This is a genomic window from Streptomyces sp. NBC_00461, assembly GCF_036013935.1.
In the GTDB taxonomy this organism is placed as follows: Bacteria; Actinomycetota; Actinomycetes; order Streptomycetales; family Streptomycetaceae; genus Streptomyces.
Window position 1 is genome coordinate 4,058,222 of record NZ_CP107902.1, and the last position, 14,795, is coordinate 4,073,016.

16 protein-coding genes are annotated in these 14,795 nt (G+C 71.6%); 10 read left to right on the forward strand and 6 right to left on the reverse strand.

Annotated features, from left to right (window positions below; genetic code table 11):
- Window positions 1–100: 100 nt before the first annotated feature.
- On the reverse strand, window positions 101–1,765 hold the full coding sequence (gene hutU, locus OG870_RS18970; RefSeq protein ID WP_266924594.1) for a urocanate hydratase: 1,665 nt from the start codon (window positions 1,763–1,765) through the stop codon (window positions 101–103).
- Between the two features lie 170 nt (window positions 1,766–1,935).
- On the opposite strand from hutU, the gene OG870_RS18975 reads away from it, so the two are divergent.
- The 5 genes from OG870_RS18975 (at window position 1,936) to OG870_RS18995 (ending at window position 5,681) form a co-directional block, all read left to right on the forward strand.
- A complete protein-coding gene (locus OG870_RS18975) occupies window positions 1,936–3,315 on the forward strand; it encodes a diaminopimelate decarboxylase (RefSeq protein ID WP_266588378.1) in 1,380 nt (459 codons plus the stop codon).
- 168 nt (window positions 3,316–3,483) lie between these two features.
- Window positions 3,484–3,891 (forward strand): hypothetical protein, encoded by a 408-nt coding sequence (locus OG870_RS18980; protein WP_266515662.1) that lies wholly within the window; start codon window positions 3,484–3,486, stop codon window positions 3,889–3,891.
- Complete coding sequence (locus OG870_RS18985) at window positions 3,888–4,700, forward strand: transcriptional regulator (protein WP_266515665.1); 813 nt, start codon at window positions 3,888–3,890, stop codon at window positions 4,698–4,700. Before OG870_RS18980 ends, OG870_RS18985 begins: the two co-directional genes overlap by 4 nt.
- 13 nt (window positions 4,701–4,713) lie before the next feature.
- Window positions 4,714–5,286 (forward strand): roadblock/LC7 domain-containing protein, encoded by a 573-nt coding sequence (locus tag OG870_RS18990; RefSeq protein ID WP_266515667.1) that lies wholly within the window; start codon window positions 4,714–4,716, stop codon window positions 5,284–5,286.
- A gap of 20 nt (window positions 5,287–5,306) precedes the next feature.
- Complete coding sequence (locus OG870_RS18995; protein WP_266515670.1) at window positions 5,307–5,681, forward strand: hypothetical protein; 375 nt, start codon at window positions 5,307–5,309, stop codon at window positions 5,679–5,681.
- Window positions 5,682–5,683: 2 nt separating this feature from the next.
- Here the strand turns inward: OG870_RS18995 and OG870_RS19000 are convergent, their stop codons facing one another.
- The 4 genes from OG870_RS19000 to OG870_RS19015 form a co-directional block, all read right to left on the reverse strand.
- Window positions 5,684–5,815, reverse strand: coding sequence for a hypothetical protein (locus tag OG870_RS19000; protein WP_266584011.1), 132 nt, complete (start codon window positions 5,813–5,815; stop codon window positions 5,684–5,686).
- A 57-nt stretch (window positions 5,816–5,872) separates the two neighbouring features.
- Window positions 5,873–6,466, reverse strand: a complete 594-nt coding sequence (locus OG870_RS19005) for a hypothetical protein (protein ID WP_266515673.1) — start codon at window positions 6,464–6,466, stop codon at window positions 5,873–5,875.
- Between the two features lie 92 nt (window positions 6,467–6,558).
- The gene (locus OG870_RS19010; RefSeq protein ID WP_266515676.1) at window positions 6,559–7,419 is read right to left on the reverse strand and encodes a MurR/RpiR family transcriptional regulator; all 861 of its coding nucleotides are present in this window, start codon (window positions 7,417–7,419) and stop codon (window positions 6,559–6,561) included.
- Window positions 7,416–8,933, reverse strand: a complete 1,518-nt coding sequence (locus tag OG870_RS19015; RefSeq protein ID WP_266515679.1) for an aromatic amino acid ammonia-lyase — start codon at window positions 8,931–8,933, stop codon at window positions 7,416–7,418. Before OG870_RS19015 ends, OG870_RS19010 begins: the two co-directional genes overlap by 4 nt.
- Before the next feature lie 142 nt (window positions 8,934–9,075).
- Here OG870_RS19015 and OG870_RS19020 point away from each other — a divergent pair, with 142 nt between their 5' ends.
- The 5 genes from OG870_RS19020 to OG870_RS19040 all read left to right on the forward strand — a co-directional run bounded on the left by OG870_RS19020 (window position 9,076) and on the right by OG870_RS19040 (window position 12,952).
- Window positions 9,076–10,110 (forward strand): ABC transporter ATP-binding protein, encoded by a 1,035-nt coding sequence (locus tag OG870_RS19020; protein WP_266924601.1) that lies wholly within the window; start codon window positions 9,076–9,078, stop codon window positions 10,108–10,110.
- A complete protein-coding gene (locus OG870_RS19025; protein WP_266515685.1) occupies window positions 10,107–10,748 on the forward strand; it encodes an ABC transporter permease in 642 nt (213 codons plus the stop codon). The genes OG870_RS19020 and OG870_RS19025 overlap by 4 nt, the downstream gene beginning before the upstream one ends.
- Window position 10,749: 1 nt before the next feature.
- Window positions 10,750–11,412, forward strand: a complete 663-nt coding sequence (locus tag OG870_RS19030; RefSeq protein WP_266515688.1) for an ABC transporter permease — start codon at window positions 10,750–10,752, stop codon at window positions 11,410–11,412.
- A gap of 8 nt (window positions 11,413–11,420) precedes the next feature.
- Complete coding sequence (locus OG870_RS19035; RefSeq protein WP_266515691.1) at window positions 11,421–12,353, forward strand: ABC transporter substrate-binding protein; 933 nt, start codon at window positions 11,421–11,423, stop codon at window positions 12,351–12,353.
- A 170-nt stretch (window positions 12,354–12,523) separates the two neighbouring features.
- Window positions 12,524–12,952, forward strand: coding sequence for a hypothetical protein (locus OG870_RS19040; RefSeq protein WP_266520346.1), 429 nt, complete (start codon window positions 12,524–12,526; stop codon window positions 12,950–12,952).
- Between the two features lie 406 nt (window positions 12,953–13,358).
- Here OG870_RS19040 and OG870_RS19045 read toward each other — a convergent pair whose 3' ends face one another.
- Complete coding sequence (locus OG870_RS19045; RefSeq protein ID WP_266515694.1) at window positions 13,359–14,747, reverse strand: cystathionine beta-synthase; 1,389 nt, start codon at window positions 14,745–14,747, stop codon at window positions 13,359–13,361.
- Between the last annotated feature and the right edge of the window lie 48 nt (window positions 14,748–14,795).

Here is a 14,795-nt window from a genome sequence, read left to right on the forward strand (position 1 = left end):
ACAGCCGAACCCGCACCCGCACCCGCACCCGCACCCGCACCCGCCGACGAGACCGCGGCCCCCACCGGACGGTTGCCGCCCCGCTCATCTCCCGGAAGGGTCACGCGTCGTCACCCTCGCGCATGGGAATCCGCACGCCCCGCTCGTCGGCGACCGACTCCGCGATGTCGTACCCGGCGTCGACGTGCCGGATGACACCCATGCCGGGGTCGTTCGTGAGCACGCGGTGGATCTTCTCGCCGGCGAGCTTGGTTCCGTCGGCGACGGAGACCTGCCCGGCGTGGATGGACCGCCCCATGCCGACGCCGCCGCCATGGTGGATGGAGACCCAGGACGCACCGGACGCCACGTTGACCATGGCGTTCAGCAGCGGCCAGTCGGCGATCGCGTCGGAGCCGTCGAGCATGGCCTCGGTCTCGCGGTAGGGGGACGCCACGGAACCGCAGTCGAGGTGGTCCCGCCCGATGGCCAGCGGAGCCGCCAGTTCACCGCTCGCGACCATGTCGTTGAAGCGCTCGCCGGCCTTGTCCCGCTCGCCGTAGCCGAGCCAGCAGATACGGGCGGGCAGGCCCTGGAAGTGGACGCGCTCCCCCGCCATCTTGATCCAGCGGTGCAGGGACTCGTTCTCCGGGAAGAGGTCGAGGAGGGCCTTGTCGGTCTTGGCGATGTCGGAGGCCTCGCCGGACAGGGCCGCCCAGCGGAAGGGGCCCTTGCCCTCGCAGAACAGCGGCCGGATGTAGGCGGGGACGAAGCCGGGGAAGGCGAACGCCCGCTCGTACCCGGCGAGTTGGGCCTCGCCGCGGATCGAGTTGCCGTAGTCGAAGACCTCCGCGCCGGCGTCCATGAAGCCGACCATCGCCTCGACGTGCCTGGCCATGGACTCACGGGCACGGGTGGTGAAGCCGGCCGGGTCCTTGGCCGCTGCGTCCGCCATGTCGTCGAAGTCGACGCCCACGGGCAGGTAGGACAGCGGGTCGTGGGCCGAGGTCTGGTCGGTGACGATGTCGATGGGGGCGCTCTCGGCGAGCATGCGCGGCAGCAGCTCGGCGGCGTTGCCCAGCAGGCCGATGGAGAGCGGGCGGCGGGCGTCACGGGCCTCGACGGCGAGCTGGAGGGCGTGCTCCAGGCTGTCGGCCTTCACGTCCAGGTAGCGGTGCTCGATGCGGCGCTCGATGGCGCGCGGGTCGACGTCGATACAGATCGCGACGCCGTCGTTCATGGTGACGGCGAGGGGCTGGGCGCCGCCCATGCCGCCGAGGCCGGCGGTGAGGGTGATCGTGCCGGCGAGGGTGCCCCTGAACTTCTTGGCGGCGACGGCGGCGAAGGTCTCGTAGGTGCCCTGGAGGATGCCCTGGGTGCCGATGTAGATCCAGGAGCCGGCGGTCATCTGCCCGTACATGGTCAGGCCGAGGGCCTCCAGGCGACGGAACTCCTCCCAGTTGGCCCAGTCGCCGACGAGGTTGGAGTTGGCGATCAGGACGCGCGGAGCCCACTCGTGGGTCTGCATCACGCCGACCGGGCGGCCGGACTGGACGAGCATGGTCTCGTCCTGCTTCAGCCCCTTCAGCGTCCGCACCATCGCGTCGAAGGAGCGCCAGTCGCGGGCCGCCTTGCCCGTGCCGCCGTAGACGACGAGCTTGTCGGGGTGCTCGGCGACCTCCGGGTCGAGGTTGTTCTGCAGCATCCGGAGGGCGGCTTCCTGCTGCCATCCCAGGGCGCTCAGTTCCGTACCGCGCGACGCTCGTACGGGGCGGGGTCCTGACATGGTCTGCCTCCTAGCGGATTGTTGCCATCGTTATTCACATCTTGGCTCCCTGAATAGAGCTAGTCAATACATGCGTGAGCCAGCGGTGGCGGGCCGCGGGTGTTTGGGTGGATGTACTGGATGTTCCGGCCGGACGCATCGGGGCCGGCGGCGAGATCACGGGGGACGCGATGAACAGCGGCAAGGACGGTCGGGTGAGCGGTGTCGACAGGGTGGTCCGGCGCGACGAGGCGGTGCGGGCCGCCGTGGAACAGGGGCTGCTGGGGCCCGGCACGCCCCTCGTGGGGCTGCTGGACGTCGTCGGCATCCGGGAGTCGGCCACGGAACTGCGCACGGCGTTCGACGCGGTCACGGCGCCCGGTACACCGGTGCTGCACGCCTTCGCGGTGAAGGCGAGCCCGCTGGTGCCGGTGTTGCGGCTGCTGTACGAGGAGGGCATCGGCGCCGAGGTGGCGAGCCCGGGCGAGCTGGCGCTGACGCGGGCGGCGGGGGTGCCGCCGAACCGCACCGTGCTGGACTCGCCCGCGAAGACACCGGCCGAGTTGCGCGAGGCGCTGGCACTGGGCATCGCCGTCAACGCGGACAACCCGCAGGAGCTGGAGCGCATCGACGGCCTGATGCGGTCGGCCACAAGCCGCTCCCCGCTCGGGATCCGGGTGAATCCGCAGGTCGGCGGGGGTTCCATCGCGGCGACCTCGACCGCCACCCCGACCTCGAAGTTCGGGGTGGCGCTGCGGGACGAGGGGGCGCGGGAGTGGGTCGTACGGGCGTACGCGGACCGCCCGTGGCTCACACGGCTGCACGCGCACACCGGGTCCCAGGGCATGCCGCTCTCCCTGATGGCGCAGGGCGTGGCCGAGACGTACGCGCTCGCCGAGGAGATCAACCGGCGGATCGGACGGCCGCAGATCGACACGCTCGACATCGGCGGCGGGCTGCCGGTGAACTTCGGCTCGGACGAGACGACCCCGACGTACGCGCAGTACGCGCGGCTGCTGAGCGAGGCGGTGCCGGGGCTGTTCGGCGGCCGGTACGGACTGGTCACCGAGTTCGGGCGGTCGCTGCTGGCCAAGCACGGGACCGTGGTGGCCCGGGTGGAGTACGCCAAGAGCGCGGGCGGGCGGCCGGTCGCGGTCACGCACGCGGGCGTGCAGGTGGCGACGCGGACGGTGTACGCGCCGGGGTCCTGGCCGCTCAGGATCGCCGCGTACGACGGCAAGGGGCGGCCCAAGGAGGGGCCCCGGGTGGTGCAGGACGTCGCCGGGCCGGCCTGCTTCGCGGGCGACCTGCTGGCCGAGGGGCGGGCGCTGCCGCTGCTGGAGCAGGGGGACTACGCGGCGGCGCTGGACACGGGGGCGTACTACTTCGCGCACCACTACGCGTACAACTCCCTTGCCCGGCCCGGGATCCACGGCTTCGCGCCGGACGGTGCCGGGGGCGTGGCCTTCGCGACCGTACGGGAGCCGCAGAGCCTCGACGAGATCGTGGCCGAGTCGGGAGGGGAGCACGCGGGCTCGCTCACCACCCTCCGCGCCCCTGACCACCGTTGACGCACCTCGGCCTGATGTGGTGGTCAACTACTTCGAAATCAAGGCAAGTTGACCCACCTTAGTCCCCTGGCGCATGTTCCACCGGAAAATGCCAGATCCCTCACCCGTCGCGCACACGTTGCGTAGTTTCGGCGTCACTCAGCCGAACCGCAGGCGGGAGGGGAGCCGGTGCCTGGAATCGACGAGTGTCTGCTGGAAGCCATGCGACTGCCCGGTGCCAGGGGCGCCGCACTGATCGACTGGACCAGCGGACTGGCCCTGGGCACCGTCGGGGAGTCCCCCGGCGGCGACCAGGAGACGGCCGCGGTGGAGGCCGCCGAGATCGCCCGGCTGGCCGCCGAGCAGCACGCGTTCGCGCCCGACGACGCCGTCGAAGGCGGCGCGGCCGCCGACGCGGATCCGCCGGTCGAGGACCTGATCGTCAGCAACCGGGACAGCTATCACGTGCTGCGGTTCGTGGGGGCGTCCTTCGACGGCAGCCTGTTCCTGCATCTGTGGCTGGCCCGCGCCGAGGGCAACCTCGCGCTGGCCCGCATCCGCCTGGGCGAGATGGCCGAACGGCTGGTGCTGGCATGACCGCCGTCCGGACCGCCGAGCACCCTCGCCTGCCCGTACGGGACAAGGAGGCGGCCCGCGAGCGGGCGTGGAGCGGCGTCTCACCGATGCTGACCCGGCTCGCCGCCGAGCGTGCCACCGGCGTCCTGGTCCGCGAACGCGGCACGCTCCATCTCGCCGAGGGCCTGGTCGTGCACGCCGAGAGCCCGTACGCACCCGGCCTGGACGTCCTCCTCACGGCCCACGGCGCGCTGACTCCCGAGGCCTGGCAGCGGGCGCTCGGGGAGGCGGACGACGGCCGCGGGGTGGGCCGCCGCCTGATCGACGACGGCCGGCTGCCGCCCGGCGCGCTGGAGCTGTGCCACCTGACGGCCCTGTACGACGCCGCGTACTTCGCCCTCGCTCCCAGCAGCACCCCGGGCCGCTTCCGCTACGGCACCGCCCACCGGCTCGGCCCCATCCACCCCGTCCCGGTGGCCGCCCTGGAGCACGAGACAGTGCGCCGCCGCGACCTCCTGCACCGCATCTGGCCGGACCCGGGCACGGACGAAGTCCCCCTGATCCGCGCGGACCCCGTCGCGGCCCCCGCCCTCACCCGCCGCCAGCGGACGGTGCTGGCCGCGGTGAACGGCAGCCGTACGGCGGCGGACATCGCCCGCGAACTGGGCCGCCTGGCGTTCCACACGCTGGTGGACGTGCGCCGGCTGACGGCGGCCGGCGTCGTCTCGGCCCGCGGCGAGCCACCCCCGCCGACCGGTTTCGACCACCTGCCGCCCGATCCCCACATCACCTTGCTGAAAAGGCTCAGAGATGCGCTGGAGGCCCTTTGAGAGGAGACACCGGATGGCCGCCGACCCCCAGGTCCTCGACGAGCTTCGCCGTCTGAGAGCCCGCGTCCCCCAGCTCACGGGCGCCCTCGCGACCGGAGTCGACGGGCGCGTCCTGGCACAGGACACCCCCGGTGTCGACCCGGACGGGATGGCCGCGCTCATCGAGAGCGCGCACGGGGCGGCCGTGAAGCTGGCGGACGCCACGGGCCAGGGCGAGCTGCGCGAACTGCTCGTGCGGGGCGTGTACGGCTACGTGGCGACGTACGCGGCGGGCGACGCGGCCGTACTGACCCTGCTCGCCCAGGACCGCGTCAGCCTCGGCCGTCTCCTCCTGGAGGGCCGCAGGGCGGCCGCCCGCATCGGCGAGTTCGGCGACGCCCGCAGGACACCCGCACACCACGCCCGGCCGGCCAGAGAGGCGAAGGAGGCCAAGGCGCCCAAGGACGCCAAGGACCCGAACGCGGCCGAGCCGCAGGCGACCGAGCCGGAGGCCGGACCGGCCGCCAAGACGGCCGCCGCACGGACCAGAACACCGCGCGCACCCCGCACCACCACCGCCAACGCGCGCACCACCACGGAAAGTTGAGAGGACCGAGGAGCACCGTCATGGCCAATACCGAGACCACACTGAAAGAGGCGCTCGCCTCCATCGAGGGCGCCACCGGCGTCGCACTCGTCGACTACACCAGCGGCATGGCGCTGGGCACGATGGGCGGCAGCAAGAGCTTCGACCTCAATGTCGCCGCCGCCGGCAACACCGATGTCGTCCGCGCCAAGATGCGCACCATGGAACACCTCGGGCTCAAGGGCCAGATCGAGGACATCCTGATCACGCTGAGCGACCAGTACCACCTGATCCGCCTGATCAGCGGCCGCGGCGGCAACGGCCTGTTCCTGTACCTGGTGCTCGACGCCAAGCGCTCCAACCTGGCGATGGCCCGCCACCAGCTGAAAGCGATCGAGGCCGATCTGGAGATCTGAGCTCACACGAGCGCCGCGGTGCGGCGTCGCGCCCCGCCCGGGGCCGCGTCGCCCGCGGCGATACCCGTGCTGCGGTACGCCCTGACCGCCTTGCCGACCGGGCGGCCGCCGCCGGCGGCGAGCCATCGCTCCAACCTGACGATGGCCCGCCACCAGCCGAAAACGATCGAGGCCGATCTGGAGATCTGAGCTCACACGAGCGCCGCGGTGCGGCGTCGCGCCCCGCCCGGGGCCGCGTCGCCCGCGGCGATACCCGTGCTGCGGTACGCCCTGACCGCCTTGCCGACCGGGCGGCCGCCGCCGGCGGCGAGCCAGTCGACCCGCACCCACAGCAGCGCACCCTGGGCCCGCTCGCGCTGTCCGAGCCAGGCGGCCTTGAGTCGCAGCCCGGTGCCGCATCCGGCGAGCAGCATTCCCCCGGCGGCCGGCACCGCGAACGAGCCGGCCAGCGCGGCCACGAACGCCAGCAGCAGCCACCAGCGGTGCCCGCGGCGCCAGTTGCGCACGGTGATCGCGCGGTCCTGGAGCACGTCGTGCCTGCCCGCGCGGGCGGCCGACCGGGCGAGGCCGGCGTACCGCCCGCGGCGGGCGCAGGCGACGACGGCCGCCGCGACGACGAACAACGCCGCTCCCGCCATGACCCCGATCCGCCGGCCCGTGATCCCCGGCGCCAGCACCCCGACGCCCGCCGCGAACACCCCGGCCCACCACAGGGGCGCGGCCCCGGCCCGTACGACGACGGCCACCCGGACCAGTCCCTGGGCTCTGCGATCTCCACGTGCCACGTTCCGCCTCCTCGCCGTACGGCACATGCCTTCGGCGGCGCAGGCTAGTGAGCCAACGTGAGACGAGCCTTAAAGCGGCCTCAGTCCTGTCCTCACTCCACGAACAGGCCGCGTGCGGCCGCCCGTGCGTCGAACTCCTCCAGGCGGGCCTGTGCGTCCGGCAGGTCGTCGCACATCGCCTCCAGCAGGACGCGGCCCAGCAGCATCGGCGCGCAGGCGGTGTCGAAGGCGAGGCCGGTGCCGACGGCGGCGGGCAGGAGGAGATCGGAGACCTTGGCGACCGGTGCGAACGCGGAGTCGGCGACGGTGACCACGGTCAGTCCGGCTTCCTTGGCGAAGGCCAGGGTGTCCACCACCTCGCGCGGATGCCGGGGCAGCGCGAAGCAGAGCAGGGCGCTCGCACCGGCCCGTACGGCTGCCTCGATGCGGTCGTGGATCATCGTGCCGCCCTCGTTCAGCAGCCGTACGTCCGGATGGACCTTGGCGGCGAAGTAGCCGAAGCCGTAGGCCTGGGAGGCGGCGGCGCGCAGGCCGAGGACGGGCAACGGGCGGGAGGCGGCGAGAATGCGTCCGGCCTTCTGCACCGGCCGCGGGTCGGCCAGCAGTTCCGCGAGGTGCCTGAGGTTCTCGATCTCCGCTTCCACGGCCTGCTGGTACTCGTTGTACGAGCCCGCGTCCGCCGCCTGTTCCGCCGGGGCGACCTCGCGCAGGTGCTTGCGCAGGGCGGGGTAGCCGTCGAAGCCGAGGGCGACGGCGAAGCGGGTCACGGACGGCTGGCTGACCCCGGCGAGTTCGGCCAGCTCGACGCTGGACAGGAACGGGACCTCGGCGGCACTGCGCACCATGCTGTGTGCGATGCGCCGCTGGGTCGGCGTCAGCCGGTGCCCCTCGAAGAGCGCCTGCAGCCGCCCCGCAGGACTGTCCACCACGCTGATGTCCCCCTCCGTGCTCATGACTCGTTCCCCCTCCAGATGTCCGTGAACCGGTCCAGCAGTGCGGCCGCCGCCGTCACGTCGTCCGTGAGCGGCCGGTCGGCCTGGTCCCCGGCCAGCACCGACTCGGCGAGCTCCAGCGCGCGGCACACCGGAAGGTCCGGTTCGGGCCGCAGGCCGCGCTGGTGCAGCGCCCGTACGGCGGCGACCAGTTCGCAGCCGACGACGAGTCGGAACGCGCGACAGGCGCGCAGCGTCTGACGTGCGGCGAGCGAGGCGAAGCTGGCCTGTTCCTCGACGCCTCGGGAGAGTACAGCGTGGCCGAGCGACGCGGGAGCGGAGAAGGCCCGCAGGTCGCCGAGGGCGGCCCCGGCGGCGTACTCCAGGATCATCACGCCCGAGGAGGCGGGCACGTCGTCGGCGAGGAAGGGGCGCAGACGGGTGAAGCCGGGCTCGTTCAGCGAGGACAGCCGGGAGGTCGACAGGCGGGCCACCTGGGTGACGGCCAGCCTGAAGTGGTCCAGGGCGAGGGCGAGCTGGGCCTGGTAGAAGCCGCCGTGGTGGTAGGCCGCCATGTCCTGGGCGGAGATCAGCGGGTTCTCGGCGGCCGCGTTGATCTCGATCGCCACGACCTCCTCCAGGGCGTCCGCCGCGTCCAGCGCGGGGCCGTGGATCTGGGGCAGGCAGCGGAAGCCGTACGGGTCCTGGATCCGGCCGAGGGGCGGGGTGGGCCGGTCCGCCGCGCCGATCAACTCCCGCATGCGGCGGGCGACTTCACTGGAACCCCGGTGCGGGCGGGCAGCGTGCACGGGGGCCGCGTACGCCTCGTGCGAGCCGTCGACGGCCAGCAGGGAGAGGGCGCCGACGACCTGGGTGGCCTGCACGAGTCCGCGCAGTTCGTGCAGGGCGAGGGCGGACTGGCCGAGGGTGAGGGCGTTGCTGCTGATGAAGGCCAGCGCGTCGTTGTTGTCGAGCTGCTGCGGCTTGGGCGCGCCCGGCCCCCGCCAGGGGTGTTCGCCGGCGAGTGCCAGTCCCGCCTGGGCGAGGGCGGCGATGTCGCCGGTGCCGACCGAGCCGAACTCGTTGACGGCGGGGTGGGCGCCGCTCTCCAGCGCCTCGCACAGCGCCGTGACGACGGTGGGCCGCAGGCCCGCACCGCCCGCGAGGAGCTGGTTGGCCCGGACGGCGATCATGGCCCGCACCTCCCGCGCGGGCAGCTCGTCCCCGATGGCGCCGGCATGGCTGCGCAGCAGTCTGAGGCCGTGCTCGGCGGCCGCCTCGGTGGGCACGTCCTCGTTCCGGTTGGCGCCGACGCCGGTGGAGCGGCCGTAGACGCGTCCGGTCGCGGCGATCCTGCGGGCGGCGTCCCAGGAGTCCTCCACGCGCCGCATCGCCTCGCTCCCGGGGACGGGTCGCGCGGTCCCTTCGGCCAGCCGCACGACGTCCAGGACGCCGAGACCGACCCCGTCGAGGACGATGAGACCGGTGCCCCCGGACAACGACATTCGCGACGTGTCCACGATCTGAGACGACATAAGACCCCAATCTCCCCTCAATCCGGACACTCGATCTTGCTCTCCGAGCATCTGTTACCTCGGATTAACGCGGAACCGTTGACAAGCTATTCAGATACAAAGAACTCTGCATGACGTTATACAGCCGGGCAAGGGACAACTCATGATCCAGTTCGATGCGGTCCACAAGCGCTTCCCCAACGGCACGACAGCTGTCCACGACCTCACCCTGGAAATGCCGGAAGGGGGCGTGACCGTCCTCGTCGGATCTTCCGGTTGCGGCAAGACGACCACCCTGCGGATGGTCAACCGGATGATAGAGCCGACCTCCGGGACCATCCGGGTCGGCGGCAAGGACGTCACCAGCCAGGACGCCGCCGAACTGCGCCGCTCCATCGGGTACGTCATCCAGCAGTCGGGCCTGTTCCCGCACCGCACGGTGCTGGACAACATCGCCACCGTGCCGCTGCTGCTGGGCCACGGCCGCCGCAGGGCCCGCGCGCGGGCGGCCGAACTCCTGGAGACCGTCGGCCTCGCCGCCGACGCGGGCAAGCGCTACCCCCACCAGCTCTCCGGCGGCCAGCAGCAGCGCGTGGGCGTGGCCCGTGCACTGGCCGCCGACCCGCCCGTCCTGCTGATGGACGAGCCCTTCGGCGCGGTGGACCCGGTGGTGCGCACCCAGCTCCAGGACGAGCTGCTGCGCCTGCAGAAGGAGCTGAACAAGACCATCGTCTTCGTCACGCACGACGTCGACGAGGCCGTGCGCCTGGGCGACCAGATCGCGATCTTCCGAACCGGCGGCCACCTCGTCCAGTGCGCCTCCCCCACCGAGCTTCTCGCCCGGCCCGCCGACGACTTCGTGGCCGACTTCCTCGGCGCCGAACGCGGCCTCAAGCTGCTGTCGCTGACGACCCTCGCGGCGCTCCCTCAGGGCCCGGCTCCCGAGGGCGGCGCCTGGACCCTCGTCCTCGACGAGGCGCGCAGGCCGCTGCACTGGGCGGACAAGGACACCGAGGTCCCCGTACGGCCGCTCAGGGACACCGACTCCCTGCTGTCGGCCCTCAACGAGTCCGTCGCCTCCCCCACCGGCCTGGTCGCCCGCGTCGACACGGACGGCGTCCTCACCGGCGTCACCTCCCGCGACGACATCCACCAGCACGCGGGCCAGGCGCACACGGAAGCCCGGGTGGCCGCATGACCATCGACTGGTCGTGGATAGGCGACCACACCGACGACCTCACCAGCCTCACGATCTCCCACCTCCAGGCCGCGATGACCGCCGTCTTCTTCGGCGTCCTGATCTCGCTCCCGCTCGCGGTGGTCGCCCACCGGGTGCGCCCCCTGCGCGGCTTCCTGCTCGGCTTCTCGAACATCCTGTTCACGATCCCGTCGATCGCGATCTTCGTGCTCCTGCTGCCGATCAGCGGTCTGACCCGGACCACGACCGTCATCGGCCTGACCGTCTACACCCTGGTCGTGCTGCTGCGGAACACGGTCGAGGGCCTGGACTCGGTCCCCGCGAAAACCAAGGAGGCGGCGAAGGCGATGGGCACGCGCCCCCTGCGCACGCTCCTCACCGTCGAGTTCCCGCTCGCGCTCCCCGTGATCATGGCGGGCGTCCGGATCGCGACGGTCATGTCGATCTCCCTGGTCTCGGTCGCCACCTACATCGGCGACGGCGGCCTCGGCCAGCTCTTCACCGACGGCTTCCAGCGCAACTTCCCGACCCCGGTGATCGTGGGCGTGGTCCTCACGATCCTCCTCGCGGTCGTCGCGGACGCCCTGCTGGTGGCCCTCCAGTACGCCCTCACCCCGTGGAAGAGGCGGCGAGCCTGAGATGTACGAACTCTTCAAGAACCTCGGCAGCTGGCTGACCAGCGGCGCCCAGTGGACCGGCCCCGACGGCATCGCCCACCGCCTCGCCGAGCACCTCCAGTACTCGCTCCTCGCGACCCTCATCGCGGCCGCGATCGGCCTGCCCCTGGGCCTGCTGATCGGCCACACCGGCAAGGGGGCGTTCCTCGCGATCAACCTCTCGTCCTTCGGCCGGGCGCTGCCCACCGTCGGCCTGGTCGTCCTGGTCTTCCTGGCCGGCGGCCTGTCGATGCTGCCGGTGTACGTGGCCCTCGTCGCCCTCGCGGTCCCGGCGATCGTCACCAACACCTACGCAGGCATGACCGCCGTCGACCCGGACGTGAAGGACGCGGCGCGCGGCCAGGGCATGCGCGGCCACCAGGTCCTGTTCCAGGTCGAGCTGCCCCTCGCGCTCCCCCTGATCATGACCGGTCTGCGCCTCGCCCTCATCCAGGTCGTCGCCACCGCCACGATCGCCGCGTACGTCTCCTTCGGGGGCCTGGGCCGCTACGTCTTCGACGGCCTCGCCCAGCGCGACCTCGTCCAGGTGCTGGGCGGCGCGGTGCTGGTCGCCGCGGTCGCCGTACTCCTCGACCTGCTCCTGAGCACCCTCCAGCGCTTCCTCTTCCGCCACCGCACCGCATAGGACCCTCGATGAACCGACGCACTCTCCTCGGCGGCCTCTTCGCAGCGGCCTCCGTCCCCGCCCTCTCCGCCTGCGCCGGCGGCGTCACCTCCCTCGACGGTCAGGGAGGCTCGGCCGGCGGCGGCGGCTCCAGCAAGGGCGGAGTCACCATCGGCACCGCCAACTTCACCGAGAACCAGGTCCTGGGCTACCTCTACGCCGCCGTTCTCCAGCAGGCCGGCGTGAAGGTGAAGGTCCGTCCCAACCTCGGCACCCGCGAGATCGTGATCCCCGCCCTCAGGAGCGGCGACATCGACCTCCTGCCCGAGTACCAGGGCGCCCTCCTGAACTACCTCGACCCGAAGGCCACGGCCGCGGAGGAGGGCGCCATGCAGAACGCCCTCGCCCTCGCGCTGCCGAAGGGCCTCCAGATCCTGCCGTACGGCATGGCCGAGGACTCCGACGCCTTCGTCGTCACCCGCCAGACGGCGAAGAAGTACGGCCTGACCTCCCTCGCCGACCTGAAGAAGCAGAACGGCAAGCTGGTCATAGGCGCGGCCCCCGAGGTGAAGAAGCGCCAGGTGGGCGCGGTCGGCCTGAAGGAGGTGTACGGCGTCGAGTTCAAGGAGTTCAAGTCGCTCGACTCCGACGGCCCGCTGGTCAAGGGCGCCCTGAAGAAGGGCGATGTGGACGTGGCGAACCTCTTCACCACCGACACCGACATCGAGGCCAACGACTGGGTGGTGCTGACCGACCCCCTGAACCTGATCCCCAGCCAGCACATCGTGCCCCTCATCGCCGACCGCAAGTCCGACGACACGGTCCGCAAGGCCCTCGCCAAGCTCGGCAACGTCCTGACCACCGCCCAGCTCACCGAGCTCAACCGCCAGGTGGACAAGGACAAGAAGGACCCGGAGGACGTGGCGAACGCGTACGCCAAGCAGCACGGCCTCGCGAAGTGACCTGAGCCGAGCCGATCAAGAGGCCCCACCGGCCCGCGCATCGGCCCACCGGCCCGTCGGCCCGCCGGCCCGCTCACGGCGAACCCGACTCCGGACAGGGGGGCTATCCCCAGTGCGGCGAGCGCCCCGGTTCCTTACCGTGGATTCCCATGACGGGAATGGAGACGGGGATGGACGCGCGGGACGCCGAGGTCAAGAAGGAACTCAACGCCACCCTGCAGGCACGCAGGGAACTGGGTGAGGAGTACGAGTCCGCGCTGGTCGATTCGTTCCTGGAGAAGGTCGACCAGCGCATCGACGGAGCGGTCGAGCGCCGGGTGCGCAGGCAGCTCGCCGAGCAGCAGATGGTGGTGGCCCGGGGCTCCCGGGCACCGAAGCCGACGGACTCCTGGAGCGAGCGCTTCGGCTTCGGCATCGTCACGCTGGTCCTGGCGATCCCGCTGTCCGCGATCGGCGGCGGCATCGCCCATCTGCCCGGCCTGCTCGTCACCTGGGTGGGCATCGTCGGCGTCAACGCCTTCCAGGCCGTCCGCGCCAACCCCGGCCTGTTCGGCGCCCGCGGCAAGTCCTCGAAGGACGGCGACCGCTGGGAGGAGTAGCACTCATGCCGCGCACGGCACCCGTACCGCCCATGGCACTCAAGGCGCTCATGCCACTCAAGGCCTCGTAGCACTCAAGAAAGAAGTATGCGCGGGGACCGCCGCACCCCCGTTACCGGGGGGCGGGACGACGGCGGTCCCCGCGAGGGACGTCGACCAGGTCAGGCCAGGTCTTACGTCCGGGCGTCCATGGAGGTCCGGGAGCCGCTCCGGAGGTCCTTGGACGTTCGGTGCCGGCCTGGGCGGGGAGCCGCTCCCGCCCTGCCGACATCCACTAATGTGCCGGACCCGTGTTAAGCGTGTGCTGCGTGCACGTGACGCCCTCGTACCACTTCCAGGAAGTCACGAACTTTCTTGATCACCGAAAGTTCGCCGTGGACACGGGCCGTTCACCGCAGGTTCGCCGCTACTTCTCGCCCTTTGCGAGGAAGGCCAGCAGGTCCTGTCGGCTGATCACGCCCGTCGGCTTGCCCTCGACCAGGACGATCGCCGCGTCCGCCTTGCCCAGTACGGCCATCAGGTCGCCGACCGGCTCGCCGGAACCGACCTGCGGCAGCGGGGCGGACATGTGCTTCTCCAGCGGGTCCTCCAGGGAGGCGCGCTTGGTGAACAGGGCGTCGAGCAGCTCCCGTTCGACCACGGAGCCCACGACCTCGGCGGCCATGACGTCCGGGTGGCCGGCGCCCGGCTTCACGATCGGCATCTGCGAGACGCCGTACTCGCGCAGCACCTCGATGGCCTCGCCGACGGTCTCGTCCGGGTGCATGTGGACGAGGGACGGGATGGCGCCGTGCACCTTGTCGTTGAGCACGTCGGCGACGCGGGCGCTGGGGCCCTCGTCCTCCAGGAAGCCGTAGTCGGCCATCCACTCGTCGTTGAAGATCTTCGAAAGGTAGCCGCGTCCGCTGTCCGGCAGCAGCACGACCACGACGCCGTTCTCGTCGAGGCGCTCGGCGACCCGCAGGGCCGCCACGACCGCCATGCCGCAGGAGCCGCCGACGAGCAGCCCCTCCTCCTTGGCCAGGCGCCGGGTCATCTGGAAGGAGTCCTTGTCGGACACCGCGACGATCTCGTCGGCGACGGTCCGGTCATAGGCGGTCGGCCAGAAGTCCTCACCGACGCCCTCGACCAGATACGGCCGCCCGGAGCCGCCGGAGTACACGGAGCCCTCGGGGTCGGCGCCGACGACCTGCACCGCGCCGTCACTGGCGTCCTTCAGGTACCGCCCGGTCCCGGAGATGGTGCCGCCGGTGCCCACGCCCGCCACGAAGTGGGTGATCTTCCCCTCCGTCTGCTCCCACAGCTCGGGGCCGGTGGAGTGGTAGTGGGAGAGGGGGTTGTTGGGGTTGGAGTACTGGTCGGGCTTCCACGCGCCGGGCGTCTCACGCACCAGCCGGTCGGAGACGTTGTAGTAGGAGTCGGGGTGCTCGGGATCCACGGCCGTCGGGCACACCACGACCTCCGCCCCGTACGCCCGCAGCACGTTGATCTTGTCGGTGCTCACCTTGTCGGGGCACACGAAGATGCAGTGGTACCCCTTCTGCTGCGCCACGATGGCCAGCCCGACCCCGGTGTTCCCGCTGGTCGGCTCCACGATCGTCCCGCCGGGCTTGAGCGCACCGCTCTCCTCCGCCGCCTCGATCATGCGCAGGGCGATGCGGTCCTTCACGGAACCGCCCGGGTTGAAGTACTCGACCTTGGCCAGGACGGTCGCCCGAATGCCCTTGGTCACGCTGTTGAGCCTCACCAGCGGGGTGTTGCCGACGAGGCTGATCATCGAGTCGTGGAATTGCACCGTTGTCTCCGGATGCTTGCAAAAGAAGTGGTCGTGATTGTTCCGTCA

Bases quoted from the DNA above. Each gene is read 5' to 3' on its own strand.
- hutU (WP_266924594.1), bottom strand. From the start codon at position 1,765: ATGTCAGGACCCCGCCCCGTACGAGCGTCGCGCGGTACGGAACTGAGC.
- OG870_RS18975 (WP_266588378.1), top strand. From the start codon at position 1,936: ATGAACAGCGGCAAGGACGGTCGGGTGAGCGGTGTCGACAGGGTGGTC.
- OG870_RS18985 (WP_266515665.1), top strand. From the start codon at position 3,888: ATGACCGCCGTCCGGACCGCCGAGCACCCTCGCCTGCCCGTACGGGAC.
- OG870_RS18990 (WP_266515667.1), top strand. From the start codon at position 4,714: ATGGCCGCCGACCCCCAGGTCCTCGACGAGCTTCGCCGTCTGAGAGCC.
- OG870_RS18995 (WP_266515670.1), top strand. From the start codon at position 5,307: ATGGCCAATACCGAGACCACACTGAAAGAGGCGCTCGCCTCCATCGAG.
- OG870_RS19010 (WP_266515676.1), bottom strand. From the start codon at position 7,419: ATGAGCACGGAGGGGGACATCAGCGTGGTGGACAGTCCTGCGGGGCGG.
- OG870_RS19015 (WP_266515679.1), bottom strand. From the start codon at position 8,933: ATGTCGTCTCAGATCGTGGACACGTCGCGAATGTCGTTGTCCGGGGGC.
- OG870_RS19020 (WP_266924601.1), top strand. From the start codon at position 9,076: ATGATCCAGTTCGATGCGGTCCACAAGCGCTTCCCCAACGGCACGACA.
- OG870_RS19025 (WP_266515685.1), top strand. From the start codon at position 10,107: ATGACCATCGACTGGTCGTGGATAGGCGACCACACCGACGACCTCACC.
- OG870_RS19030 (WP_266515688.1), top strand. From the start codon at position 10,750: ATGTACGAACTCTTCAAGAACCTCGGCAGCTGGCTGACCAGCGGCGCC.
- OG870_RS19035 (WP_266515691.1), top strand. From the start codon at position 11,421: ATGAACCGACGCACTCTCCTCGGCGGCCTCTTCGCAGCGGCCTCCGTC.
- OG870_RS19040 (WP_266520346.1), top strand. From the start codon at position 12,524: ATGGACGCGCGGGACGCCGAGGTCAAGAAGGAACTCAACGCCACCCTG.